Source organism: Streptomyces sp. CNH287, assembly GCF_000424825.1.
Map to the genome: position 1 here is coordinate 21,023 of NZ_KE384251.1, position 24,354 is coordinate 45,376.

Here is a 24,354-nt window from a genome sequence, read left to right on the forward strand (position 1 = left end):
GGTAGCGGCCTCGCCCCCGTTCGGCAGGGGGAGACGCCGTCGCGGCGCCGGGCGGGAGCCTCGGGCCGTCCCAGGTGCCCGGGGTCGGCCCGAGGCTCGGCGCCCGGCGGTGGCTCCGCGCCCGCACGGCGGGGTCACCGGCCGAGGGACCAGTGCCCGGGCAGGTCCTCCGCCGCGATCTCGAAGACGGCCAGGTAGTGGACGGCCTGGCCGCAGGCGATGTTCTCGCCGCCGGTCAGCTCGGCCCGGACGGCGCCGCCGTCCACGGACAGCCGCGCACCGTCCTGCGCGCAGCCGGGCAGCACGAACGCGAGACGTTCGTGTCCGCCGGGCGGCGCCCGGTGCAACGCGGCCCGAACGCGCGGCAGTTCCCGCGCACCCGCCGCGCGCAGCTGGGCGTGGAGTGCGCCGCCAGGTCCGCCCGCGTCGCCGGGGCCGAGGCGCACCCGCGTGGCGAACGCGCCCGTGCCGTCCGTACGCAGCGGGCCCAGGCGTACGAGGTCCGTACGCCTGCCGGGTCCGTCGTCCTCCGGGCTGTCGCGGCCGAAGCCGGTCACGCCCGCACACCCGCTCAGTGCCAGGGCCAGCGCCAGTAAGGTGCCCGCCCGCCTCGTCCCGCTCCCCCGTGGCCGCATGTACCGCAGACGTGCCCCGCGCGCCGCCGGTTCCCCTCCCCCCCCGGGGGGCGGCGCCCCGGCGCACGGCATGTTCATTGCGTGCCTGCGGCGCTACCGTGAGCGTCATGACGGCTTCTCTGCGCTGGAGACGGCTACGGCAGGCTCTGGGCTCGGCAGCGTGTACGGCGGGGGGTCTCGCGGCGCCCTCGGCGGCGGCCACGCCGGCGACAGGATGTCCGGCGAGACGTTCGCGCAGGGCCACGCGGAGACCGGGGTGAAGAGCGAGGCGGCGGGCGGCACCGAGGTGAGCCACCGGCGCATCACCATCGCGCCCGGCGGCTCCACCGGCTGGCACTACCACCCGGGGCGGCTGATCGTCGTCGTCGAGTCAGGCACCCTGACCCGTACGCTCGCCGACTGCTCGGTGGAGGTCTCCCGCGCCGGTGACACTGTGCTCGAACCGGTGGGCGCCGACCACGCGCACATCGGCCGCAACCTGGGCCGCGAGCCCGTGGTGCTCTCCGCGACGTACTTCACCCCGAAGGGCAGCCCCGACACGGTCGACGCGGAGGACCCCGGCTGCGGCTGAGCGGGGCTCGGCCGGTGGCCGCGGCGCGGCGGTGGCCGCCGGACGCCGCGGCCGTGAGGACACCGGCCGCGGGTGGTGCCGGGTGTCCGCCGGTGGTCAGTAGATGCTGAGCCCGTACGCGGCGAGCACCTCGACGACCGGCTGGTGGAAGGTCGTCCCGCCGGACTGGCAGTTGCCGGAGGCGGCCGAGCCCACCCCGAGCGCCGTGCTGCCGGAGAAGACGGGTGCGCCGCCCTCGCGCGGGCCGGAGCAGAGGTTGGTGCGGAAGAGGCCGTTCACCGTGCCCCACGGGTAGTTGACGGTCACGTTCACCGCCTGGACGGTGCCGCAGTGCACGCCCGTCACCTGGCTCGCCTGGCAGACGCTCTGCCCGGTCACGGGGTTGGCCGCGCCGGTGATGTCCAGCGTCCGGCCGCCGCCGAGGTTGATCTCCCCGGGGTAGGAGAGGTCCGGGTTGGTGTACCTGACCAGCGCGTAGTCGTCGCCGGGGAAGCTCACCCCGGCCGTGACGCCGACCTTGACGGTGTGGCCGGGGTCGGCGTACCAGGTCTGGCTGGTACCGGCGCAGTGTCCGGCCATGATGCCGAAGTAGGTGTTCGTGTTGCGGGCGTTGTATCCGACGGTGCAGGCGCCGCCGCCTTCTCCGTAGAGCACGTCGCCGCCGCGGACGGCGGGCGCCGCGGACGGGGAGGTGCCGGGCGGTGCGCTGGTGGACGCGGCTGCGGGGGCGGCGGTCAGGGTCAGGGCCGCCACCGCCGCCGCGATGACGGCGGGCACGATGCGTCTGAGTCTCACGGTTTCCTCCCGGGGTCTCCGGATCTCGGTTTCCGTTCGGCTCCCGCATTGTGGGCGCACCCGGCGCACGGCGGTAGCCCACCGCGCGCCATTCACCAGCCGCCGGGGGGCGCCGCCCGCTCACTCCGGGCGGATGCGGAGCGCCGTCGGCAAGTCCCGTACGCCCTTCGCGGTCTGGGTCGGCTGCGGTCGCAGGCCGGTCGCGGCGGGCTGGGCGGTGCCGTCCCGTTCCCCCGCACGCGGCGCGGCTTCGCGCCGGGCGGACGGGACAGTGCGGACGGGACGGCTTCGAAGGTGAAGACGGACGGCTTCCCGCCGTCCGCGCCGCAGGCAGGTGGTGTGCGCGCTCCCGTGGACGGGCCGAGGTGGTCACCGGACGGCCGGAGGCGTCGTCCCGGGTGCGCAACAGCGCCGCCCCCGTCCCTGCGACCGGGGCGGGGGCGGACGGGGAGCAGCTGCCGGACACGCGGGACACCCCAGGGACGTGAACGGCGAGCCGCCGACCGCAGCGGACCGGGCAGGCGCCCCGGACACGCACGGTCGGCGCGACGCGTCTCAGCTCCCGTCGCCGAAGCCCGCCGCCTCCACGAAGTCGGGACGCGGGTCGAGCGCCGCGGCCAGCCGGAAGTGGCGGCGCGCCTCGTCACCGCGGTCCGCACGCTGGAGCGTGCGCCCCAGCGCGAAGTGCGCGAAGGCGTTGTCCGGCTCGCGCTCCAGCACGGTCTGGAACTCGCTCTCGGCCGCCCGCAGTTGAGCGGCCAGGAAGAACGCGCGAGCACGCAGCAGCCGCACCGCCGTGTTCTCCGGGTGGGCGGCGACGACCGGGTCCAGCAGCTTGACTGCACCGCGCGGATCGCGCGCTTCGAGCAGCTGCTCGGCGGCCCGGAAGCCGATGACGTGCGTGGCGGGCGTGACCTGGGACACGACGAATCCCTCCTCGGCTGGTGCGTACGAGGGCGGTAACGCCCGTGGCCACCCCGCGTATTCCGCGTGGAGTCCACCCCTTTCGCACCCTTCGCCCTTCCCGCCCCTTCCGTCCCGCCCGCGCTGCCGAGGGGTCACGCCGCCGCGCACAGCTGCGCCCACACCTTGCGGGCGCGCCGCTCCAGCGCCTCCAGCGGACCGTCGTTGCCGATCACCACATCGGCCACGGCGAGGCGTTCCTCGCGCGTCGCCTGCGCCGCCATCCGGGAGCGGGCCTCGGACTCGGTCATGCCGCGCAGCCGGGTCAGCCGGTCGAGCTGGGTGGCGGGCGAGGCGTCCACGACGACCACCCGGTCGTAGAGCGGCGCGAGGCCGTTCTCGACGAGCAGCGGGACGTCGTGCACGACCACCGCGTCAGACCCGGCCGCCCGTTCCAGTTCGGCGGACCGCTCCGCGATCAACGGGTGCACCAGTGCGTTGAGCGCGGCCAGCCGCTCCGTGTCGGCAAAGACGAGCGCCCCGAGCTTCGCGCGGTCCAGGGTGCCGTCGGGGGCGAGGATCTCCTCGCCGAACTCGGCGACCACGGCGCGCAGTCCGCGCGTACCGGGCTCCACGACCTCGCGGGCCAGCCGGTCCGCGTCGATGAGCACGGCGCCCCACTCGGCGAAGAGCCGCGACACCTCGCTCTTGCCCGCGCCGATACCGCCCGTCAGACCCACCTTGTACATGGGCGCCACGCTATACGGTGCCCGCCGCCGGGAACGCGACCAGGCACCCGGCCCGGTCACGCCCCGGCCGGGGCGGACACATCAGTGCTCGCCGCGCTCCCCCGGGCCGCCGTCGGGCTCGCGGTCGGCGAGGAACCGCTCGAAGACCTCGCCCAGTTCGTCCGCCGACGGCAGGTCCACCGGCTCGGCGACCAGATTGCCGCGCGTCTCGGCACCCGCCACCGCGTCGTACTGCTGCTCCAGCCCGCGCACCACGGAGACCAGCTCGTCGTCCCCCTCGGCCAGCTGCCGCTCGATCTCGTTCTGCGTCCGGAGCGCGTCACCGCGCAGCCCGTGCGCGATCTCCGGCAGCACCAGCCCCGTCGCGGAAGTGATCGACTCGAGCACGACGAGCGCCGCGTCGGGATAGGTGGAACGGGAGATGTAGTGCGGCACGTGCGCCGCGACGCCCAGCACGTCGTGCCCGGACTGGGTGAGCCGCAGCTCGGTCAGCGCGGCGGCGCTCCCCGGCACCTGCGCCTCGTCGAACAGCGGCTGGTGGCCCGGCACCAGGTCCACGCGGCTGCCGTGCGGGGTCAGCCCGACCGGACGGGTGTGCGGCACCCCCATCGGTATGCCGTGGAAGGTGACGGCCAGCCGCACTCCCGTACGCTCCACGATCTCGCGGACGGCCGCAGCGAACCGCTCCCACTCCACGTCCGGCTCCGGGCCGGACAGCAGCAGGAACGGCGCACCCGTCGCGTCCCGGGCGAGTCGCAGCTCCAGGGACGGCGCCTCGTAGTCGACCCACTGGCTGCGGCGGAAGGTCATGGCGGGTCGACGGGCCCGGTAGTCGATGAGCCGGTCGACATCGAACCGGGCGACGGTCACCGGAGACTGGGTCTCCAGCACGCGCGCCACGATCTGGGCACCGGTCTCGCCGGCGTCCATGAAGCCCTCGAAGTGGTAGAGCAGCACCAGCCCGGCGGTGTCGTCACCACCGATGATCTCGTCGACGGCACGGAGCCCGGCGGGCTCCCACTCGTACAAACCCTTCGGTTCCAGCACGCTCAGCTCCTTCGTCTACCTCAGCGCCAACGCACCGGCCCGGCACGGAATTCCCCGTGCGGCGCACATCGCACGACGAGAGGCCCGCACCCTTTCGGGTACGGGCCTCACGCGCCGTTCAGTCGACCGCTCGCCGCCTCAGCGGCGCGGGGTCAGCTCTGGCCGCCGGCCAGCTTCTCGCGGAGCGCCGCCAGCGCTTCGTCCGATGCCAGGGCGCCGGAGTCGTCCGGAGACTCCGAGGAGTACGAGCTGCCGCCGCCACCGGTCTGGCCGCCGCCACCGCCCTGCGGCGCCGGAGCGCCGCCTGCCGTGGCACCCTCGGCCGCCGCCTGCTCGTCGGCCTCGCGGGACTTGACGACCTGCGCCTGGTGCTGCTCGAAGCGCTGCTGCGCCTCGGCGTACTGGTGCTCCCACTCCTCGCGCTGCTTCTCGTACCCCTCGAGCCAGTCGTTGGCCTCGGGGTCGAAGCCCTCGGGGTAGATGTAGTTGCCCTGGTCGTCGTAGGACGCGGCCATGCCGTACAGCGTCGGGTCGAACTCGACCGCCGTCGGGTCGGCACCGAACGCCTCGTTGGCCTGCTTCAGCGAGAGGCTGATGCGACGGCGCTCGAGGTCGATGTCGATGACCTTGACGAAGATCTCGTCGTTGACCTGGACGACCTGCTCCGGGATCTCCACGTGGCGCTCGGCCAGCTCGGAGATGTGGACCAGGCCCTCGATGCCCTCGTCGACCCGGACGAACGCGCCGAAGGGCACCAGCTTGGTGACCTTGCCGGGCACGACCTGGCCGATCTGGTGCGTACGGGCGAACTGCTGCCACGGGTCTTCCTGGGTCGCCTTGAGCGACAGGGACACGCGCTCGCGGTCCATGTCGACGTCCAGGACCTCGACCGTGACCTCCTGGCCGACCTCGACGACCTCGGAGGGGTGGTCGATGTGCTTCCAGGACAGCTCGGAGACGTGCACCAGGCCGTCCACGCCACCCAGGTCCACGAAGGCACCGAAGTTGACGATGGAGGAGACGACGCCGGAGCGCACCTGACCCTTCTGGAGGGTGGTGAGGAAGGTCTGGCGGACCTCGCTCTGGGTCTGCTCCAGCCAGGCACGGCGGGACAGAACCACGTTGTTGCGGTTCTTGTCCAGCTCGATGATCTTGGCCTCGAGCTCCTTGCCCACGTAAGGCTGAAGGTCGCGGACGCGGCGCATCTCGACCAGGGAGGCCGGGAGGAAGCCACGGAGGCCGATGTCGAGGATGAGACCACCCTTGACGACCTCGATGACGGTACCGGTGACGATCCCGTCCTCTTCCTTGATCTTCTCGATGGTGCCCCAGGCCCGCTCGTACTGGGCGCGCTTCTTCGAGAGGATCAGGCGGCCTTCCTTGTCCTCCTTCTGGAGAACAAGGGCCTCGATCTCGTCACCGACGGCGACGACCTCGTTGGGGTCGACATCGTGCTTGATCGACAGCTCCCGAGAGGGGATGACACCCTCGGTCTTGTAGCCGATGTCGAGCAGGACCTCGTCCCGGTCGACCTTCACGATGACGCCGTCGACGATGTCGCCGTCGTTGAAGTACTTGATCGTCTCGTCGATCGCGGCGAGGAAGGCTTCCTCGGAACCGATGTCGTTTACCGCAACCTGCGGAGTGGTCACGGTGGTCTCGGTGCTGCTCGTCATGTGGAAAAGGGCTCCGGTACGGACAGTGAGTCGTAGGTGCTGCTACGCCGAGAACCCGCTATCGCACCACATGCAAGTCAGCCGGACGCCTGGAAGGCGCTTGCCCGAGGGGACGAACAACAGATGCGAGCGCGACCTGCTATGTCTGAGGCGCGCAGGCCCGCAGCGCAACTTGTAGCATACGGGGGCAGCCGGGCACGGTCAATGCGCGAACAAGCACAGCTGGGGCACAACGCCCCAATCCCGGCACTATTCGCCGCCCGGACCACGCGGACGGCCGACGAGGGACCGGCCATTCGCGCCACGACCAGCCGCTTTCCCGGAACTCACAGGGCCGATTCCGCTTCCACACCACGACGACGGGCACCATGATCCAGGACGGCATGACCCAGGACGACGAACCGATGGCCACGCGCCGTGACGCCGGCGACGCGGAGAGCGTACGGGCCAACCGGGGCTGGTGGGACCGGAACGCCGACGGCTACCAGCGGGAGCACGGCGCGTTCCTCGGCGACAGCCGCTTCGTGTGGGGCCCGGAGGGCCTCGACGAGGCCGACGCCCGGCTGCTGGGCCCCGCGTCCGCACTGCGCGGGCGCGCCGTGCTCGAGATCGGTGCCGGCGCGGCGCAGTGCTCCCGCTGGCTGGCCGGGCAGGGCGCCCGGCCGGTCGCGCTGGACCTCTCGCACCGCCAACTCCAGCACGCGCACCGGATCAGCACCTCCCCCGGCGGGACGGCCGTGCCGCTGGTGGAGGCGGACGCCGCCGCGCTGCCGTTCGCGGACGCCTCCTTCGACCTGGCCTGCTCGGCGTTCGGCGCCTTCCCCTTCGTCGCCGAGCCGGTGCGGGTGCTGCGCGAGGTGCGGCGGGTGCTGCGCCCCGGCGGGCGGTTCGTCTTCTCCGTCACCCACCCGATGCGCTGGGCCTTCCCGGACGAGCCGGGCCCCGAGGGGCTGACGGTCTCGGCCTCCTACTTCGACCGGACGCCCTACGTCGAGCAGGACGCGGCGGGGCGGGCGGTGTACGTCGAGCACCACCGCACGCTGGGCGACCGGATACGCGACGTGGTCTCGGCCGGGCTGCGACTGACGGACCTGGTCGAGCCGGAGTGGCCCGAGTGGAACCGGCAGGAGTGGGGCGGCTGGTCCCCGCTGCGGGGGAACCTCTTCCCCGGCACCGCGATCTTCGTCTGCACCCGCGGCTGACGCGCCGCGTGAGTGACGGACCGCGCGAGGCCGACCGCGTGCGTGAGGTACCGGGCGAGGCGGCGCGCGCCCGGGTCCTGGCCGGGCTGCCCGTGGCGGCGGCCGTGCCCGCGCTGCGCGCCGCGCTGGAGCGCCACGGCGTCGCCGTCCTGTGCGCGCCTCCGGGCACCGGCAAGACGACGCTGGTGCCGCTGGAGCTGGCCGGGCTGCTGCCGGGCCCGGCGGCGGGCGGGGACGCCCCGCCACCGCGGCGGGTGCTGGTCGCCGAACCGCGCCGGATGGCGGCCCGTTCGGCGGCCCGGCGGATGGCCTGGCTGCTGGGCGAGCGGCCGGGCGGCTCGGTCGGGTTCACGGTGCGCGGCGAACGCCTGGTGGGCCCGCGTACGCGGGTGGAGGTCGTCACCACTGGAGTGCTGCTCCAGCGCCTGCAGCGGGACCAGGAGCTGTCCGGGGTCGACGTGGTGCTGCTGGACGAGTGCCACGAGCGCCACCTCGACGCCGACACCTCGCTCGCCTTCCTGCTGGACGTACGCGCCACGCTCCGGCCCGACCTGCGCGTCGTCGCCGCGTCGGCCACCCAGGACAGCGACGCCTGGGCGCGGCTGCTGGCGCCCCCCGGTGAGCGGGGACCGGCGCCGGTCGTACGGGGCGGCGGTGCTGCTCATCCGGTCGCGGTGCGCCACGCTCCGCCGCCGCCGGGCGTACGCCCCACGCACGGCACCCGGGTCGATCCGGCGCTGCTGCGGCACGTGGCGGCGACGGTGCGGGAGGCGCTGCGGGAGGTACCGGCGGGGGACGTGCTGTGCTTCCTGCCCGGCGTCGGCGAGATCGCCAAGGTGGCGTCGCTGCTGGCCGGTTCGGGCGCGGAGGTGCTGCAACTGCACGGCCGGGCCGCCGCGTCGGTACAGGAGAGCGTGCTGCGCGGGACGGACGGCGGCGCTCCTGGCGACGGGCGCCGCCGCGTGGTGCTCGCGACCTCGGTGGCCGAGTCGAGCCTGACGGTGCCCGGTGTCCGGATCGTCGTCGACTCCGGCCTCGCCCGCGAGCCCCGGACGGACCACGCACGCGGGCTCGGCTCGCTGGCGACGGTACGGGTCTCGCGGGCCGCCGCCGAGCAGCGGCTCGGGCGGGCGGCCCGGGAGGGGCCGGGCACGGTGTTCCGCTGCTGGGCGGAGGGCGAGGACGCCTCCCGGCCGCGCTTCCCGGCCCCCGAGATCGCCGTGGCCGACCTGACGGCCTTCGCCCTCCAGGCCGCCTGCTGGGGCGAACCGGACGCCACCGGGCTGGCGCTGCTCGACCCGCCGCCCGCCGGAGCGCTGGCCGCGGCCCGCGAGACGCTGCGGGCGGTGGGGGCCGTGGACGCGGCGGGGCGGGTGACGCGGCGCGGCAGCCGGCTGGCCCGCGTGGGGGTGCACCCGCGCCTGGCGCGGGCGCTGCTGGACGGTGCGGAGCTTCTCGGCTCCCGCGCGGCGGCGGAGGCGGTGGCGCTGCTGAGCGAGGAGCCGCCCCGGGAGTACGGCGACGACCTCGCGGAGGCGCTGCGCAGGGCACGGCGCGGCGGCGACGCGTACGCGGCCCGCTGGCGTGCCGAGGTGCGGCGGCTGCGGTCCGCGTCCGGCGGCGGCACAGGCGCCCGGGGCGAGGCGGGCCGCCGGGAGGGCGCGGCGGCCGGGGAGGACCCGGCGGCCGGGGACGATGTACGGGTCGCGGGCACCATCGCCGCGCTGGCATACCCCGAGCGGGTGGCGCGGGCACGCTCCGGCGGGTCGTACCTGATGGTCTCGGGCACGCGTGCGGAGCTGGCCGGGAGTTCACCGCTGCGGGAGGCGGAGTGGCTGGCCGTCGCCGTCGCGGACCGTCCGGCGGGCGCGCCCTCGGCGCGGGTACGGCTGGCCGCCGCGGTGGACGAGGAGACGGCGCGCTCGGCCGCCGGCGCGCTGCACGGCGTACGCGCGCAGGTGCACTGGGACGGCGCGCGCGGCGACGTGGTGGCCCGCGAGGTGGAGTCCCTGGGCGCCGTCGAACTGCGGTCCCGGCCGCTGCGGTCGCCCGACGCCGGGCAGGTGCGGGCGGCCGTGCTGGACGGACTGCGGCGCGAGGGGCTCGGGCTGCTGCGCTGGTCCGAGGAGGCCGTCACGCTGCGCCTGCGGCTGGGCTTCCTCCACCGCACGCTGGGCGAGCCGTGGCCCGAAGTGTCCGACGAGGCGCTGCTCGCGCACGTGGGGGACGTGCTGGGGCGGGCGCGGTCCCGGGCCGGACTGGCCCGGATCGACGCCGGGCAGCTGCTGCGCGGGCTGCTGCCGTGGGCGGGCGGTGAGGCCGCCCGGCTGGACGAGCTGGCACCGGAGCGGGTCGCGGTGCCGTCCGGCTCACGGGTGCGGGTGGACTACGGCGGCGAGCAGCCGGTGCTGGCGGTCAAGCTCCAGGAGCTGTTCGGCTGGAGCCGGAGCCCGCGGATCGCGGACGGGCGGGTGCCGCTGCTGGTGCATCTGCTCTCGCCCGCGGGGCGGCCCGCCGCCGTCACCGCGGATCTGGCGTCGTTCTGGCGGGAGGGCTACCGGTCGGTGCGGGCGGAACTGCGCGGGCGCTACCCGCGCCACCCGTGGCCGGAGGACCCGGCCACGGCCGAGCCGACGCGCCGGGTCAACGCCCGGCGCGGCTGAAGGCCGCCCGCGGCGCGGCGGCCCGCCGGCCCGGCCGGAACCGGGCCGGCGCCTACGCGGCCTCCGGCGGGCTGACCGTGAGCGTGATGTCGACCGCCACGCCGTCGTCGGTGGAGACGCGCAGGGTGTACGTCCCCTCGTCCGCCTTGTCCGTCCGGATCTCGGGGAGCACGAGCAGCCCCTCGGCGTCCGTCTTCAGGCCGGTCAGGGAGCGCAGCGGCTTCTCGTCCGCGCCCACGAAGTACGGGCCCGTCGTCGCGGGCGCGCCCTCCTTCGTGACCATCGTCGCCGTCAGCGGCACCTTCGCGGCCGGGTCGCCGTCGCGGGTGGCGCGCACCTCGATCGCGCCCTGGGCGAAGACGCCGCCCGCCACGGTCTCCAGCGCCGCGTCCGAGGTGCGCTTCAGCGCGTCGGCCTGCGGGACGGGCCGGGCCTTGACGGTGGCGCTGAAGTCGGCGGCCGGCACGTCCTGCCCGACGACGGTGGCGCGCACGACGAAGACGCCGGTGCGCTCACCCGCGAGCAGCTTCGGCGCGCGGGCGGTGCCGTCGGCGCCGGAGGTCACGGTGGACCTGGTCGCTCCGCCGGTGAAGCGGGCGTCGGTGTCGCCGGCTCCGACGATCGCGTACCGCACCTGGACGGCGTCCATCGGCTTGCCGCGCGAGTCGGCGACCCGCACCCGCAGCCGCTCGGTGAACTCGCCGCCCGCCGTGGCCGTGATCTCGGCGGGGCTGACGCGCTCCAGGGCGGCGGGTTCGGGGGCGGGTTTGGTCGGGGGCGGCGTCGTCGGCTTGTCGCCGCCGGGCTTGGTGGGCTTTGTGGGCTTGCTGGGCTTGTCCGACGGGGTGCCCGGCCGGGGCGAGTCGCCACCGCGCCCGTCCCCGCCGCGCCCGTCCCCGCCGCGGCCGTCCCCGCCGCGCCGGTCGCCCGCCGGGTCCGGATCGTCCCGGCCGCCGGGGCCGGGCGAGTCGGGCAGCGAGCCTTCGCCGTCGGGCACTTCCCGCACGCCCTCGCGGTAGAACTCGAGCCACGACAGGACGGTGTTCAGGTACTCGCGGGACTGGTTGTAGCTGAGGACTGCGCGGTCCAGGTCGCCCTTGACCGACAAGTCCCGCTCGCCCGCGCACAGGTACTCTCCGGCGGCGAGGGCCGCGTCGAAGATGTTGTTCGGGTCCCGGCGGCCGTCCCCGTTGCCGTCGGCGCCCCAGGTCGCCCAGGTGGAGGGTATGAACTGCATCGGCCCGACCGCGCGGTCGTAGGTGGCGTCGCCGTCGTAGACGCCGCGGTCGGTGTCGGTGATCTCCGCGAAGTCCCCGCCGTTGAGGACGGGGCCGAGGATGGGCTTGAGGGTGGTGCCGTCGTCGTCGACGGCGCCGCCGCGCGCCTGCCCGGACTCGACCTTGCCGATCGCCGCCAGCAACTCCCAGGGCAGCGCGCAGCTGGGGTCCGAACCGGCGACGGACGCCTCGGCCTTCTTGTACGCCGCCAGGACCGTCACCGGGATGCCCGACTCGTTCGGGCCCGTGCCGTCGGGGGTGCGCTCACCGGGCTCGGGAGACTTCAGCGGCGGCAGCTCCGTGTGGTACGAGTCGTCGCCGGGGCGTCCCTCCGGCGGGGTGTCGGGCTGCCCGCGGTCCTCACCGCCGCCCGCCTGGGCGGAGTTGAGACCGGGAGCCTGGGAGGCGGTGAGCGCGGCCATCGCCGCCGCCGCGACCGCGGCGGTGCTCACCCCTCTTCGCAGTCTGCTGCCCCCGAAGTCGGTGAACTTCGCCGCCGCGTGCCTTCCGCGGTATCGCGTCATGAATCCGACCGCCCTCTCCCCTGCGAGCACCACACATGGTGACCCTACGGCAACCACAGGCCCGACGTCAGGAGGAACTCCCGACTCGGAGAACGCCGGACCACCCGGCGGGCGCTCAGTGCGCGGCCGACTCCCAGTCCCCTCCCGACCCGACGGAGACGTCCAGCGGGGCCCGCAGCCGGACCGCGCCGGCCATCCGGCTGCGCACCAACTCCTCGGCCCGCTCCCGCTCCCCCGGCGCGACCTCCAGCACGATCTCGTCGTGCACCTGGAGCAGCATCCGGGTGGACAGCTTCTCCTCGTCCAGGCCCTCCGCGACCCGCAGCATGGCCACCTTCACGATGTCGGCCGCGGTGCCCTGGATGGGCGCGTTCAGCGCCATCCGCTCGGCCATCTCACGGCGTTGCCGGTTGTCGCTGGTCAGGTCGGGGAGGTAGCGGCGGCGCCCCATGATCGTCTCGGTGTAGCCGGTGGCCCGTGCCTCCTCCACCACGCGGTGCAGGTAGTCCCGCACCCCGCCGAAACGCTCGAAGTAGTTGTCCATCAGCCTGCGCGCCTCGTCGGGGGCGATGGAGAGCTGCTGGGAGAGGCCGAACGCGGAGAGGCCGTACGCCAGGCCGTAGGACATGGCCTTGATCTTGCGGCGCATCTCCGGGTCGACCGCGCTGCGCTCGACGTCGAAGACCTGGGAGGCGACGGTGTCGTGCAGGTCCTCGCCGGAGGTGAGGGCCTCCAACAGCCCCTCGTCCTCGGACAGATGAGCCATGACGCGCAGCTCGATCTGGCTGTAGTCGGCCGTCAGCAGCGACTCGTACCCCTCGCCGACGCGGAAGCCGCGGCGGATGGCCCGGCCCTCGTCGGTGCGCACCGGGATGTTCTGGAGGTTGGGGTCCGTCGAGGACAGCCGGCCGGTGGCCGCCACCGTCTGGTGGAAGGTGGTGTGGATGCGGCCGTCGGGCGAGATGGTCTTGATCAGCCCCTCGACGGTGGTGCGCAGCTTCTGCTGCTCGCGGTAGCGCAGCATCAGCACCGGCAGCTCGTGCTCCGTCTGCCCCGCCAGCCAGGCCAGCGCGTCCGCGTCCGTCGTGTAGCCCGTCTTGGTCTTCTTCGTGCGCGGCAGGCCCAACTCGCCGAAGAGCACCTCCTGGAGCTGCTTGGGCGAGCCGAGGTTGAACTCGTGGCCCACCGCGGCGTGCGCCTCGGTCACCGCCTGCCCGGCGGCGTCCGCGAACTGCTGCTCCAGACCCGCCAGCCACTCGCGGTCCGCGGCGATCCCGGCACGCTCCAGGCGGGCGAGCATCGCGGAGGTGGGCAGCTCCAGATCGCGCAGCAGGCCGGCCGCGCCGACCTCCTCGAGCCTGCCCTCGAACTCGGCGCCCAGGTCGAGGATGGTACGGGCCGTCGCCATCAGGGTGTCGGCCTCGGCCTGCCCCTCGGTCTGGTCCGCCGCCTCCTCGCCGGTGCCGAAGGCCAGCTGGCCGTCGCCCTCGGCGACGGCGGGGGCCAGCTCGCGGCCCAGGTACTCGACCGAGAGGGCGTCCAGCGCGAAGGAGCGGCGGCCGGGCTTGACCAGGTACGCGGCGAGGGCGGTGTCCATGGTGACGCCGCCGACCTGCCAGCCGTGCTCGGCGAAGACCCGGATGACGCCCTTGGCGTCGTGCAGCACCTTGGGCCGGACGGCGTCGGCGATCCAGGCGGCGAAGGCCCGCTCGTCCGCCTCGTCCAGCTGGGCGGGGTCGAACCAGGCGGCCGGTCCGTCCGCGGCGGCGAGCGCGACCTGGCTGACGCTGCCGCCGCCCAGCTTCCAGACGTCGACGGTGGCCAGGCCCAGCGGCCCGGCGGCGGCATGCTCGGCGAGCCAGCCCGCCAGCTCGCCGGTGGTCAGCATCGCGCCGTCCACCTCGACGCCGCCGGCCGGGGCGGGCGGCTCCTCGGCCGCGGTGCCCGGGTCGACGGAGAAGAGGCGGTCGCGGAAGTTCTGGTGGCGGAACTCCAGGGCGTCCAGCATGACGCCCAGCGCCTCCCGGTCGTACGGCGCGCGGGCCAGGTCGGCGGGCCGCTCCGGCAGCTCGACGTCGCGCACCATCTCGGTCAGCCGCCGGTTGAGCCGGACGGCGTCCAGGTGGTCGCGGAGGTTCTGCCCGGCCTTGCCCTTCACCTCGTCCACCCGCTCGACCAGCTCGGCGAAGGAGCCGAACTGGTTGATCCACTTGGCGGCCGTCTTCTCCCCCACGCCGGGGATGCCGGGGAGGTTGTCGGACGGATCGCCGCGCAGCGCCGCGAAGTCCGGGTACTGCTCCGGCGAGAGGCCGTACTTCTCCCGCACCTTCTCCGGGGTGAAGCGGGTCAGCTCGGAGACGCCCTTGGTCGGGTACAGCACGGTGACGTTGTCGGTGATCAGCTGGAAGCAGTCGCGGTCGCCCGTCACGATCGAGACCTGGAAGCCCTCGGCCTCCGCCTGCGTGGCCAGAGTGGCGATGACGTCGTCCGCCTCGAAGCCCGGCACGGCGAAGCGCTTGACCCGCATCGCGTCCAGCAGCTCGCCGAGCAGCTCGACCTGGCCCTTGAACTCGTCCGGGGTGGTGGAGCGGTTCGCCTTGTACTCGGCGAACTCCTCGGAGCGCCAGGTCTTGCGGGACACGTCGAACGCGACCGCGAAGTGCGTCGGCGCCTCGTCACGCAGGGTGTTCGACAGCATCGAGGTGAAGCCGTAGATGGCGTTCGTCGGCTGGCCGGTCGTCGTGGAGAAGTTCTCCGCGGGCAGCGCGAAGAACGCGCGATAGGCCAGGGAGTGCCCGTCCATGAGGAGCAGGCGCGGGGCGGTCTCTTTCGATGCTGTCTTTGCTGTCTTTGCCACGCTGCGAATACTCCCACGGACCACTGACAATCCGCCCCGGCCCCGCCCGTGCCCCCGAGCGCACCGGCGGGGACCCGTGCGAGCATCGGGGTATGAGCCGAAAGCCGCGCGCGCACGACCCGGTCCAGGACGCCCCCGAGGTGCGGGAGCCGCCGCACGCCGCGGCCGGGCCTGCCGCCGTGGCGCACTCGCTGCGCGTGGCCGGGCAGGAGATGGGCGTACGGCGCGCGGCGCTCACCCTCCTCCGGGTCAACCAGAAGGACGGCTTCGACTGCCCCGGCTGCGCCTGGCCCGAAGGGGAGGAGCGGCACACGGCGGAGTTCTGCGAGAACGGCGCCAAGGCGGTGGCCGAGGAGGCCACCCGGCAGCGGGTGACGGACGGCTTCTTCGCCCGGTACCCGGTCACCGAGCTGGCCGCCCGCTCCGGCTACTGGCTGGGCCGACAGGGGCGGCTGACCCGGCCGATGTACCTGGCGGAGGGTGCCTCCCACTACACCCCGGTCAGCTGGGAGCGCGCCTTCGGGATCGTCGCCGAGGAGCTGAGTGCCCTCGGCTCGCCCGACGAGGCCGTCTTCTACACCTCCGGGCGCACCAGCAACGAGGCGGCCTTCCTCTACCAGCTCTTCGCCCGCGAGTTCGGAACGAACAACCTGCCCGACTGCTCCAACATGTGCCACGAGTCGTCCGGCTCCGCGCTCACCGAGACGCTGGGCGTGGGCAAGGGCAGCGTGCTGCTGGAGGACCTGCACCGCGCGGAGCTGATCATCGTGGCCGGGCAGAACCCCGGCACCAACCACCCCCGGATGCTCAGCGCGCTGGAGAAGGCGAAGGCGGGCGGCGCGAAGATCATCACGGTCAACCCGCTCCCCGAGGCCGGGCTGGAGCGCTTCAAGAACCCGCAGACCGCACGCGGCCTGGCCGGCGGCGGCACCGCGCTGACCGACCTCTTCCTCCAGATCCGCATCGGCGGGGACCAGGCCCTCTTCCGCGCGCTGGGCCGCCTCGTCCTCGACGCGGACGGCGCGGACGAGGCCTTCGTCCGGGACCACACGCGCGGCTTCGCCGAGTACGCCGCCGCGGCCGGTGCGGTGGACTGGGCCGAGACGGAGCGGGCGACGGGGCTGCGCCGCGCCGAGATCGAGGAGGCGGCCCGCCTGGTGCTGGCCTCCGGTCGCACGGTGGTGTGCTGGGCGATGGGGCTGACCCAGCACAAGCACGCGGTGCCCAGCATCAAGGAGATCGTCAACCTGCTGCTGCTGCGCGGCGACATCGGCCGCCCCGGCGCCGGGGTGTGCCCCGTACGCGGGCACAGCAACGTGCAGGGCGACCGCACGATGGGCATCTTCGAGCGCCCTCCGGCCGCCTTCCTCGACGCGCTGGAGCGGGAGTTCGGCTTCGCCCCGCCCCGCGAGCACGGGCTCGACGTCGTACGGGCCATCCGCGCCCTGCGCGACGGTAAGGCGAAGGTCTTCTTCGCGATGGGCGGCAACTTCGTCGCCGCCTCGCCGGACACGGCCGTGACCGAGGACGCCATGCGGCGGGCCCGGCTGACCGTGCACGTCTCCACCAAGCTCAACCGCTCGCACTGCGTCACCGGTGCGCGGGCGCTGATCCTGCCGACCCTCGGCCGCACCGAGCGCGATGTGCAGGCCGGCGGCGAGCAGTTCGTGACCGTCGAGGACTCGATGGGCATAGTGCACGCCTCGCGGGGGCGGCTGCGGCCGGCCGGCGGTCAGCTGCTGTCCGAGCCCGCGATCATCTGCCGACTGGCGCGCCAGGTGCTCGGGCCCGGCTCCCGCACGCCGTGGGAGGACTTCGCGGCGGACTACGCGCTCGTACGCGACCGCATCGCCCGCGTCATCCCCGGTTTCGAGGACTTCAACCGACGCGCCGCCCAGCCCGGCGGCTTCACCCTCCCGCACGCGCCGCGCGACTCGCGCACCTTCCCCACCGCCAGCGGAAAGGCCCACTTCACGGCCGCGCCCGTCGAGTACCCCCAGGTGCCCCCGGGCCGTCTGCTGCTCCAGACCCTGCGCTCGCACGACCAGTACAACACCACCATCTACGGGCTCGACGACCGCTACCGGGGCATCAGGAACGGCCGCCGGGTCGTCCTCGTCCACCCTGAGGACGCCGCCGCGCTCGGCTTCGCGGACGGCGACTACGCCGACCTGGTCAGCGAGTGGCGGGACGGCACGGAGCGCACCGCGCCCGGCTTCCGGGTCGTCCACTACCCGACCGCGCGCGGCTGCGCCGCCGCCTACTACCCCGAGACCAACGTCCTGGTCCCGCTCGACGCGACCGCCGACACCAGCAACACTCCGGCCAGCAAGTCGCTGGTGATCCGCCTCGTCACGGCCGCAGAGCCCGCGCGCCCGGGCACCGCGTCGCTCTGATAGGAAGCGGGGTACACGTCAGCGACGCAGGTGAACGGAGCACTCAGCCCATGGGCGAGCAGACCACGACCCGGTTCCCGCAGGAGATCCTCGACGAGTGGGGCGGGTTGGGCATCGACCTGCCGGCGCTGTTCTCGGCGGGCGCCCTGGGCGCGAGGATGGGGGTGCTGGTCCAGGAGGCCGCTCCGGAGCGCGTGACGGGCACCCTGCCGGTGGAGGGCAACACCCAGCCGTACGGGCTGCTGCACGGCGGTGCGTCCGCCGTGCTCGCCGAGACCCTCGGCTCGGTCGGCGCCATGCTGCACGGCGGGCCCCACAAGCTCGCCGTGGGCGTGGACCTCAACTGCACCCATCACCGGGGCGTCAGCTCGGGCCTGATCACGGGCACCGCCACGCCGGTGCACCGGGGGCGCAGCACGGCGACGTACGAGGTCGTGATCACCGAGGAGGCGACGGGCAAGCGCGTCTGCACCGCCCGGCTGACCTGCATGCTGCGGGAGAGCCCCGGGCAGCACAGCGCGGGCTGAGCGGCCACCGGCCGAAGCAGCGCACGCAGCGCACCGGGCCCGGGCGGCACACCAATCCGGTATGCCGCCCGGGCCCGTACACGGTGCCGTCCTACTCCACGCTCTCGCCCAGGTACGCCGCGCGCACCCGCGGGTCCGCCAGCAGCGAAGAGGCCTCGTCGTGCATCGCCACCGAGCCCGTCTCCAGGACGTAGCCGCGGTCGGCGAGCTGGAGCGCCTGCGCTGCGTTCTGCTCGACCAGGAGTACCGTGGTGCCCTGCTCGTTGATCTCCCGGAGGATCTCGAAGATCTGCTGCACCACCAGCGGTGCCAGCCCCATCGACGGCTCGTCCAGCAGCAGCAGTTCCGGCTTTCCCATCAGCGCGCGGCCGATGGCGAGCATCTGCTGCTCGCCGCCGGAGAGCGTGCCGCCCAGCTGGCTCCGCCGCTCGGCGAGGCGCGGGAAGAGACCGAAGATGCGGTCCATCTCCCGCTGGTCGGGGGACTTGAAGCGGTACGCCCCCATCTGCAGGTTCTCCCGCACGGTCATCCGGGCGAACACCCGGCGTCCCTCCGGCACGTGGCCGATGCCGAAGCGCACCAGGTCGTGCGGCTTGATGCCGTCGATGCGCTCGCCGCGCAGCAGGACCTGCCCGCTGCGCGGGGCGAGCATGCCGGACGCGGTGCGCAAGGTGGTCGACTTCCCGGCGCCGTTGGCACCGAGCAGGGCGACCACCTCCCCCTCCCGCACGCTCAGGTCGATGCCCTTGAGCGCCTCGATGGCACCGTAGAAGACCCGCAGGTCGCGGAGTTCCAGCAGCGCCGGGGGGCCGGCCGGCGGGCCGGTTCCCCCCGGCTCCTTCGCCAGCTTGATGTCGCTCACTCGTGTCCCTCCGCGTCCCGCGCCGCGACCACGTCCGCGACCGCGGCCGTGTCCTCCTCTGCTGCCACCCCGAGATAGGCCTCGATCACCGCCGGGTCGCGCTGCACCTCCTCGGGTGCCCCCTCCGCGATCTTCTTGCCGAAGTTGAGCACCATCACCCGGTCCGCGACCGACATCACCAGCCGCATGTCGTGCTCGATGAGCAGCACGCTGACCCCGCGCTCCCTGTTGATCCGGCGGATCAGGTCCTCCAGCTCCAGCTTCTCGGTCGGGTTGGTGCCCGCCGCGGGCTCGTCCAGCAGCAGTACCTCGGGGCCGGTGGCCAGCGCGCGGGCGATCTCCAGCCGCCGCTGGTCGCCGTAACTGAGGGAGCCGCCCAGCTCGTTCATCTTGCTGTCGAGCCCGACGTAGGACAGCATCTCGTGCGCCTTGCGGTCGCTCTCGCGCTCGGCGCGCCGCGCGTTCGGCAGCCCGAGCATGATCGAGACGGGGCCCGCCTTGAGCCGGGTCTCCGCGGCGATCTTGACGTTCTCCAGCGCGGTCAGCGCCCCGAACAGCCGGATGTTCTGGAAGGTGCGGGCCAGTCCCAGCAGGCTGACCACGTGCGGCTTGCGGCCCAGCAGGCTGTGTTCGCCGCCCCCGCCGGAACGGAAGGTGATCTTCCCCTCCTGCGGTACGTAGGCCCCGGTGAGCGAGTTGAACAGGGAGGTCTTGCCCGCCCCGTTGGGCCCGATCACCGCCAGGATCTCGCCGCGCCGCATCCGCAGCTCGACGGAGTCCAGGCTGGTGACCCCGCCGAACCGCAGTGTCACCCCCGCGGTCTCCAGCACCAGGTCGCCGGCCGAGGGGGACGTCCCCGCCCCGCCGCCGGGCTGGTGGTCTTCCTTGCTCACGTGGGCCGTCATGACACCTTGCCTCCCGCCGGCGCGGACGTACCGTCTCCGTCGGCGGTGCCCTCCGCGGCCATCTTCAATTCACGCTGGCGCCGCTTGGACGGCCACACACCCTGGGGGCGGTAGATCATCATGATGACGAGCAGCGCGCCCAGGTACATGTAGCGGTCGCGCGGGTCCACGTAGTCGCGCAGCACCTCCGGCAGCCACACCAGGAACGCCGCGCCGAAGATCGCGCCGGGAATCGAGCCCATGCCGCCGAAGATCACGTACGCCAGCACCAGCACGGAGGCCAGCAGCGGGAAGTTCTCCGGGTTGAAGTAGCCCACCTTGCTCGCGTACGCCACCCCCGCGATGCCGGAGGTGGACGCGCCGATGGCGAACGCCATCAGCTTGAAGCGCACCGTGTTCACCCCGGTCGCGGCGGCGGCCACCTGGTCCTCCCGGATCGCGGTCCAGGCGCGCCCCACCCGCGAGTGCTCCAGCCGCATGAAGAGGAAGACCAGCAGCACCACGAAGGCGAGCAGCAGCCAGTAGTACGGCAGCGGATCGAGCTTCCACTCGTAGCTGAAGCCCAGGTCGACCGAGAAGTGCTCGACTCCCGAGACGCCCCGCGCGCCGCCGGTGAAGTCCTCGACGTTCTTGGAGGTGATGTAGACGATCTCGTGGAACCCCAGCGTCACGATCGCCAGGTAGTCGCCGCGCAGCCGGAGCGTGGGCGCGCCCAGGATCACCCCGGCGATCAGGCAGGTGAGCACCGCGACCGGGATTACCAGGAAGTTGTTCAGTTCGAAGGGCGGGTCGACCGGCAGCGCGCCGGTCCAGTACGCCGCGCTGTACGCGCCGATGGCGAAGAACGCGACGAAGCCCAGGTCGAGCATGCCGGCCCAGCCGATGACCACGTTCAGCCCGATCGCGAGCAGCACGTAGATCGCGATCTGGTCCACCAGGACCTGGTGCCAGTAGGTCGCCAGGCCCAGCGGCGCGAACGCGGCGACGGCGACCACGGCGGCCAGCACCAGCTGCCGTACCCGCCGGTCCCCCTGCCACACCGCGCGCACCCGGGCCGCCGGTGCCACCGCCTTGGCCGCGGAGGCCTGGCGAGCGTTGCGCAGCGGCGTGCTCCAGAACTCGCGGACCGCCCAGACCAAGAGGCACAGGCCCAGCCATATCCAGAGGCCGACGCCGGTGAAGTCCTCCTTCAGCGCGTAGAAGATGTCGTTGTCGGTGCCCTGTTCGCCGGTGACCAGGGTGAGGACGATCGCGACGGCCACCATGGCCATCAGCCTCGACCAGCGCGGATGCTGGTACCAGGCGGCGCCGCGCAGCCGGGCGGTGGCGGCGGGGCCGCCACCGGGCCGCTGTTTCACGGGATTCCGCGTGCTGCCGCTCATGCCGTCCTCCCCACCCGTTCGCCGAGAATGCCGGTCGGCCGGAACATCAGGACCAGGACCAGGACGGCGAAGGCGCCGACGTAGCGCCAGCCGTCACCCCAGAACCCGACGGTCAGGTTCTCCACGATGCCCAGCAGCAGGCCGCCGACCATGGCGCCGCGGACGTTGCCGATGCCGCCCAGGACCGCGGCGGCGAAGGCTGTGATGCCGGGCAGGAAGCCCATGGTGTAGACGACCTGCTGGTTGGTGCCGAAGAGGAAGCCCGCCGCACCGCCCAGCAGTCCGCCGATGACGAAGGTGCGCGAGACGACCTTGTCGATGTCCACGCCCATCAGCGAGGCGACTTCGGGGTCCTGGGCGACCGCCCGGATGCCGGAGCCGAGCTTGGTGCGGTTCACCACGTAGTCGAGGCCGATCATCATCACGACGGCCGAGACCAGGATGAGCAGCTGGGTGATGTTGATGTCCGCGCCGAAGAGCGAGAACAGCTTCTTGTTCTCGTACATGTGCGGCATCGGTGCCGCGTTGCGGCCGAAGAGCTTGCCGGCCAGGTTGTAGAGGAAGAACGAGGCGCCGATGGCGGTGATCAGGAAGACCAGCCGTGGTGCGCGCCGCCTTCGCAGCGGTCGGTAGGCGACTTTCTCCAGGCCGTAGGCCGCCACGCCGCCGAGCGCCGCGCCGGCGCACATGCCCAGCGCCACGTACGCGACGGACTGGAGACCGGAGGGGTTGGTGACGGGCGCCCAGGCGGTGAGGGCGATGAGGCCGCCGTAGCCGCCGAACATGAAGACCTCGCTGTGCGCGAAGTTCAGCAGTTGGAGTACGCCGTAGACAAGGGTGTAGCCGATGGCGATGACGGCGTAGAGCGAGCCGAGCACCACCCCTAGGACGAGAAAGTCCCAGAATTCGCTGAGGGACATCGAACTGACTTCCTTGGGGATAAGTGTCCGGGCCCGGCGGGCGCACACGGCGGAGCGGGGCGGCCGGGCCCGGGACGAGCGGGCGTTACTGCGGTCCGGTACGCCAGCCGGACGGCGCGTCGGACGCCGTCCGGGGCCGGCCCCGCGATCAGCTGCCCGTCAGTTCCTCGACGGCGCCCTGGTACTCGATCTTTCCGCCCTTGACCTGGTACAGGAAGATCGCCTGCTCCTTGAGGTTCCCCTTGTCGTCGAAGGAGAACGTCTTGGTCAGGCCCTTGTAGCTGGCCTTGGCCAGCGCGTCGGCCAGCGCCTGGCGCTCCACGTCACCGCCGAGCTTCTTCAGCTGCTCGATGATCATGTTGGTGACGTCGTAGGACTCGGCCGAGTACGTGCCCGGAGCTTCCTTGAACTCCTTCTTGTAGTCGGCCGCGAACTTCTTCGTCTTCTCGTCCACGTTGGGGTCGGTGCACGGGCAGGTCAGGAACCAGCCCTCGGCGGACTTCCCGGCCAGCTTCAGGAACTGGTCGTCCTTGGTGCCGTCGTCCGACATCATGATGCCGTCGAAACCGGCTTCCTTGATCTTCTTCGCGAAGGGCCCGGCGTCCTGGTAGTAACCCGCGTAGATGAGGCCGTCCGCCTTGGAGTTCACGACCTTCTTCGCGGTCGCGCTGTAGTCCGGGGTCTTCTGCTGCGCGCTGGTGCGCACGGTCGAGATGCCGACCGCCTTCAGCTCCTTCTCGGCGACGTCGCCGAGGCCGACACCGTAGTCGGTCTTGTCGTCGACGATCATGACCTTCTTGACGTCGGTCTTCTTGTCGAGGTAGGCGGCCATGCTGGCGCCCTGGGAACTGTCGTTGGGCACCGCGCGCAGCAGGCTCTTGTAGCCCTTCTCCGTCAGGTCGGGGCGGGTCGCCGAGGGTGACACCGTTGCCATGCCGGCCTGGGTGTAGAGCGGGGAGGCGGAGTCGGTCGGCCCGGAGAAGGCGGGACCGACGACCGCGGCGACGTTCGTGTCGTCGATGGCCTTCTGGGCGGAGGCGGTCGCCTTCTCGGGCAGACCCTGGTCGTCGACAGCCTTGTACTCGACCTTGAAGTCCAGGTCGCCGGAGGCGTTGGCCTCCTTGATGGCGAGCTTGACGCCGTTCTCCATGTTCAGGCCCAGCTGGACGTTGTCACCGGAGAGCGGGCCCTGATAGGCGATCGTGACGCCGCCACCACCGTCTCCGCTGTCGTCACCACCGCAAGCGGTGAGCAGGAGGGCTCCCGCCACCACAGGTATGCCTATTCTGGCGATCTTCGTACGAACCACTGTCGAACCCCCTGAAGCCGGCCGGGATCATCGCGGCCCCCGCAGGGTGATCACGGGGCCACGGACCACACTCTCGTGCGGTGTGCGCCGGAATCTATTGCCAGGCACGCGGCCCCAGATACCCGCGGGTGACAGATGTGATCGCCCTGTGACCTGTGTCATGTGCCGGATTCAGAACACTGCTGACCGATCACCGGACGAATCCAGAAGATCACCCGCTGTTGGCGCGGGCGGGCAGGGAGTCCTCACATGTAGGGTCTGACCTGCCGTTTCGCCCGGCATGCCCGGCAAGGGGACGGCCCTCGAAGCCATGGCCCGCTGGGCCGAGGCAGGGCGGAATGAGTGATTCCGCTACTTCTGCCTCTTGTCCGCCTCCGACGCCGCCTTCTTCTCCTCGCCGTCCTCGATCACGGCCTCCGCGACCTGCCGCATGGACAGCCGCCGGTCCATCGACGTCTTCTGAATCCAGCGGAACGCGGCCGGCTCGGAGAGCCCGTACTGCGTCTGGAGCACGGACTTGGCGCGGTCCACCAGCTTCCGCGTCTCCAGCCGCTCGGCGAGGTCGGCCACCTCCTGCGTGAGCAACCGCAACTCGGTGAACCGCGAGACGGCCATCTCGATGGCCGGAACGATGTCGCTCTTGCTGAACGGCTTCACCAGGTACGCCATCGCGCCCGCGTCCCGCGCCCGCTCCACCAGCTCACGCTGGGAGAAGGCGGTGAGCATCAGCACCGGCGCGATGCCCTCCTCCGCGATCCGCTCCGCGGCCGAAATGCCGTCCAGCACCGGCATCTTCACGTCGAGGATGCACAGGTCGGGGCGGTGCTCGCGGGCCAGCTCGACGGCCGTCTGCCCGTCCCCGGCCTCGCCGACGACCGTGTACCCCTCCTCCTCCAGCATCTCCTTGAGATCCATGCGGATGAGGGCCTCGTCCTCCGCGATGACGACCCGCGTCGTCTCCGGCGGCACGTGCGCGCTCCCCTCCATGGCCTCGGACCCGCTCCCTTCGGGGCCCGCCTCGGGGTGCGCCTCGACAGGCGTGGTCGGGATGGGCTCGGGGGCGTCCGGGGTGGTCACTGGGCTCCTCGTCACAACACAGGATGGGAGCCCCGAGCCTACCCAGTTCCTGTAGGATGTGCTGACAGCGGGTCTCC

Annotated in this window: 19 protein-coding genes; 5 read left to right on the forward strand and 14 right to left on the reverse strand. The window is 72.8% G+C overall.

Annotated features, from left to right (window positions below):
• Positions 1 to 134: 134 nt before the first annotated feature.
• On the reverse strand, positions 135 to 557 hold the full coding sequence (locus tag H299_RS37745) for a hypothetical protein (protein WP_051262789.1): 423 nt from the start codon (positions 555 to 557) through the stop codon (positions 135 to 137).
• 292 nt (positions 558 to 849) lie between these two features.
• Here H299_RS37745 and H299_RS35950 point away from each other — a divergent pair, with 292 nt between their 5' ends.
• Complete coding sequence (locus tag H299_RS35950; protein ID WP_106965868.1) at positions 850 to 1,206, forward strand: cupin domain-containing protein; 357 nt, start codon at positions 850 to 852, stop codon at positions 1,204 to 1,206.
• Positions 1,207 to 1,302: 96 nt separating this feature from the next.
• Here the strand turns inward: H299_RS35950 and H299_RS0123800 are convergent, their stop codons facing one another.
• The 5 genes from H299_RS0123800 to rpsA form a co-directional block, all read right to left on the reverse strand.
• The gene (locus tag H299_RS0123800) at positions 1,303 to 2,001 is read right to left on the reverse strand and encodes a S1 family peptidase (RefSeq protein WP_027750443.1); all 699 of its coding nucleotides are present in this window, start codon (positions 1,999 to 2,001) and stop codon (positions 1,303 to 1,305) included.
• A gap of 555 nt (positions 2,002 to 2,556) precedes the next feature.
• Positions 2,557 to 2,925 (reverse strand): tetratricopeptide repeat protein, encoded by a 369-nt coding sequence (locus tag H299_RS0123805; RefSeq protein ID WP_027750444.1) that lies wholly within the window; start codon positions 2,923 to 2,925, stop codon positions 2,557 to 2,559.
• Between the two features lie 134 nt (positions 2,926 to 3,059).
• Positions 3,060 to 3,653 (reverse strand): dephospho-CoA kinase, encoded by a 594-nt coding sequence (coaE, locus tag H299_RS0123810; protein WP_027750445.1) that lies wholly within the window; start codon positions 3,651 to 3,653, stop codon positions 3,060 to 3,062.
• Between the two features lie 81 nt (positions 3,654 to 3,734).
• Entirely contained in the window at positions 3,735 to 4,700 is a 966-nt protein-coding gene (locus H299_RS0123815; protein WP_037760450.1) for a PAC2 family protein, read from the reverse strand.
• Positions 4,701 to 4,852: 152 nt separating this feature from the next.
• Entirely contained in the window at positions 4,853 to 6,376 is a 1,524-nt protein-coding gene (gene rpsA / locus H299_RS0123820) for a 30S ribosomal protein S1 (RefSeq protein ID WP_027750447.1), read from the reverse strand.
• Positions 6,377 to 6,759: 383 nt separating this feature from the next.
• Between rpsA and H299_RS0123825 the strand changes: the two genes are divergently transcribed.
• Together H299_RS0123825 and hrpB are read left to right on the forward strand one after the other, a co-directional pair.
• Positions 6,760 to 7,578, forward strand: coding sequence for a class I SAM-dependent methyltransferase (locus H299_RS0123825; protein WP_027750448.1), 819 nt, complete (start codon positions 6,760 to 6,762; stop codon positions 7,576 to 7,578).
• Positions 7,579 to 7,586: 8 nt separating this feature from the next.
• Positions 7,587 to 10,241, forward strand: a complete 2,655-nt coding sequence (hrpB, locus tag H299_RS0123830; protein WP_486587402.1) for an ATP-dependent helicase HrpB — start codon at positions 7,587 to 7,589, stop codon at positions 10,239 to 10,241.
• Positions 10,242 to 10,293: 52 nt separating this feature from the next.
• On the opposite strand, the gene H299_RS0123835 is transcribed toward hrpB, so the two are convergent.
• Together H299_RS0123835 and polA are read right to left on the reverse strand one after the other, a co-directional pair.
• Positions 10,294 to 12,042, reverse strand: a complete 1,749-nt coding sequence (locus tag H299_RS0123835; RefSeq protein WP_037760453.1) for a lytic transglycosylase domain-containing protein — start codon at positions 12,040 to 12,042, stop codon at positions 10,294 to 10,296.
• Between the two features lie 115 nt (positions 12,043 to 12,157).
• Positions 12,158 to 14,845: a DNA polymerase I gene (gene polA, locus H299_RS0123840; RefSeq protein WP_051262790.1), complete on the reverse strand. Its 2,688-nt coding sequence runs from the start codon at positions 14,843 to 14,845 to the stop codon at positions 12,158 to 12,160.
• A 146-nt stretch (positions 14,846 to 14,991) separates the two neighbouring features.
• Here polA and H299_RS0123845 point away from each other — a divergent pair, with 146 nt between their 5' ends.
• Together H299_RS0123845 and H299_RS0123850 are read left to right on the forward strand one after the other, a co-directional pair.
• Positions 14,992 to 17,295, forward strand: coding sequence for an FdhF/YdeP family oxidoreductase (locus H299_RS0123845; RefSeq protein WP_027750452.1), 2,304 nt, complete (start codon positions 14,992 to 14,994; stop codon positions 17,293 to 17,295).
• A 50-nt stretch (positions 17,296 to 17,345) separates the two neighbouring features.
• Positions 17,346 to 17,822, forward strand: a complete 477-nt coding sequence (locus tag H299_RS0123850) for a hotdog fold thioesterase (protein ID WP_027750453.1) — start codon at positions 17,346 to 17,348, stop codon at positions 17,820 to 17,822.
• A 91-nt stretch (positions 17,823 to 17,913) separates the two neighbouring features.
• Here the strand turns inward: H299_RS0123850 and H299_RS0123855 are convergent, their stop codons facing one another.
• The 6 genes from H299_RS0123855 to H299_RS0123880 all read right to left on the reverse strand — a co-directional run bounded on the left by H299_RS0123855 (position 17,914) and on the right by H299_RS0123880 (position 24,187).
• Entirely contained in the window at positions 17,914 to 18,675 is a 762-nt protein-coding gene (locus H299_RS0123855; RefSeq protein WP_051262888.1) for an ABC transporter ATP-binding protein, read from the reverse strand.
• A 5-nt stretch (positions 18,676 to 18,680) separates the two neighbouring features.
• Positions 18,681 to 19,589, reverse strand: coding sequence for an ABC transporter ATP-binding protein (locus H299_RS0123860; RefSeq protein ID WP_027750455.1), 909 nt, complete (start codon positions 19,587 to 19,589; stop codon positions 18,681 to 18,683).
• Positions 19,586 to 20,971, reverse strand: a complete 1,386-nt coding sequence (locus H299_RS0123865; protein ID WP_051262791.1) for a branched-chain amino acid ABC transporter permease — start codon at positions 20,969 to 20,971, stop codon at positions 19,586 to 19,588. The genes H299_RS0123860 and H299_RS0123865 overlap by 4 nt, the downstream gene beginning before the upstream one ends.
• Positions 20,968 to 21,891 carry a branched-chain amino acid ABC transporter permease gene (locus H299_RS0123870; protein WP_027750457.1) on the reverse strand — a complete coding sequence of 308 codons (924 nt, stop codon included), beginning with the start codon at positions 21,889 to 21,891 and terminating at the stop codon, positions 20,968 to 20,970. Before H299_RS0123870 ends, H299_RS0123865 begins: the two co-directional genes overlap by 4 nt.
• Positions 21,892 to 22,039: 148 nt before the next feature.
• On the reverse strand, positions 22,040 to 23,161 hold the full coding sequence (locus tag H299_RS0123875) for a branched-chain amino acid ABC transporter substrate-binding protein (RefSeq protein WP_486587403.1): 1,122 nt from the start codon (positions 23,159 to 23,161) through the stop codon (positions 22,040 to 22,042).
• 390 nt (positions 23,162 to 23,551) lie between these two features.
• Positions 23,552 to 24,187, reverse strand: coding sequence for a response regulator (locus H299_RS0123880; protein ID WP_027750459.1), 636 nt, complete (start codon positions 24,185 to 24,187; stop codon positions 23,552 to 23,554).
• Between the last annotated feature and the right edge of the window lie 167 nt (positions 24,188 to 24,354).

What these genes read in the sequence shown, in the direction of transcription:
- H299_RS35950 (WP_106965868.1), top strand. Translation starts at nt 850, where the DNA reads ATGTCCGGCGAGACGTTCGCGCAGGGCCACGCGGAGACCGGGGTGAAG.
- coaE (WP_027750445.1), bottom strand. Translation starts at nt 3,653, where the DNA reads ATGTACAAGGTGGGTCTGACGGGCGGTATCGGCGCGGGCAAGAGCGAG.
- rpsA (WP_027750447.1), bottom strand. Translation starts at nt 6,376, where the DNA reads ATGACGAGCAGCACCGAGACCACCGTGACCACTCCGCAGGTTGCGGTA.
- H299_RS0123825 (WP_027750448.1), top strand. Translation starts at nt 6,760, where the DNA reads ATGACCCAGGACGACGAACCGATGGCCACGCGCCGTGACGCCGGCGAC.
- H299_RS0123835 (WP_037760453.1), bottom strand. Translation starts at nt 12,042, where the DNA reads ATGACGCGATACCGCGGAAGGCACGCGGCGGCGAAGTTCACCGACTTC.
- polA (WP_051262790.1), bottom strand. Translation starts at nt 14,845, where the DNA reads ATGGACGGGCACTCCCTGGCCTATCGCGCGTTCTTCGCGCTGCCCGCG.
- H299_RS0123845 (WP_027750452.1), top strand. Translation starts at nt 14,992, where the DNA reads ATGAGCCGAAAGCCGCGCGCGCACGACCCGGTCCAGGACGCCCCCGAG.
- H299_RS0123850 (WP_027750453.1), top strand. Translation starts at nt 17,346, where the DNA reads ATGGGCGAGCAGACCACGACCCGGTTCCCGCAGGAGATCCTCGACGAG.
- H299_RS0123860 (WP_027750455.1), bottom strand. Translation starts at nt 19,589, where the DNA reads ATGACGGCCCACGTGAGCAAGGAAGACCACCAGCCCGGCGGCGGGGCG.
- H299_RS0123865 (WP_051262791.1), bottom strand. Translation starts at nt 20,971, where the DNA reads ATGAGCGGCAGCACGCGGAATCCCGTGAAACAGCGGCCCGGTGGCGGC.
- H299_RS0123870 (WP_027750457.1), bottom strand. Translation starts at nt 21,891, where the DNA reads ATGTCCCTCAGCGAATTCTGGGACTTTCTCGTCCTAGGGGTGGTGCTC.
- H299_RS0123880 (WP_027750459.1), bottom strand. Translation starts at nt 24,187, where the DNA reads ATGGAGGGGAGCGCGCACGTGCCGCCGGAGACGACGCGGGTCGTCATC.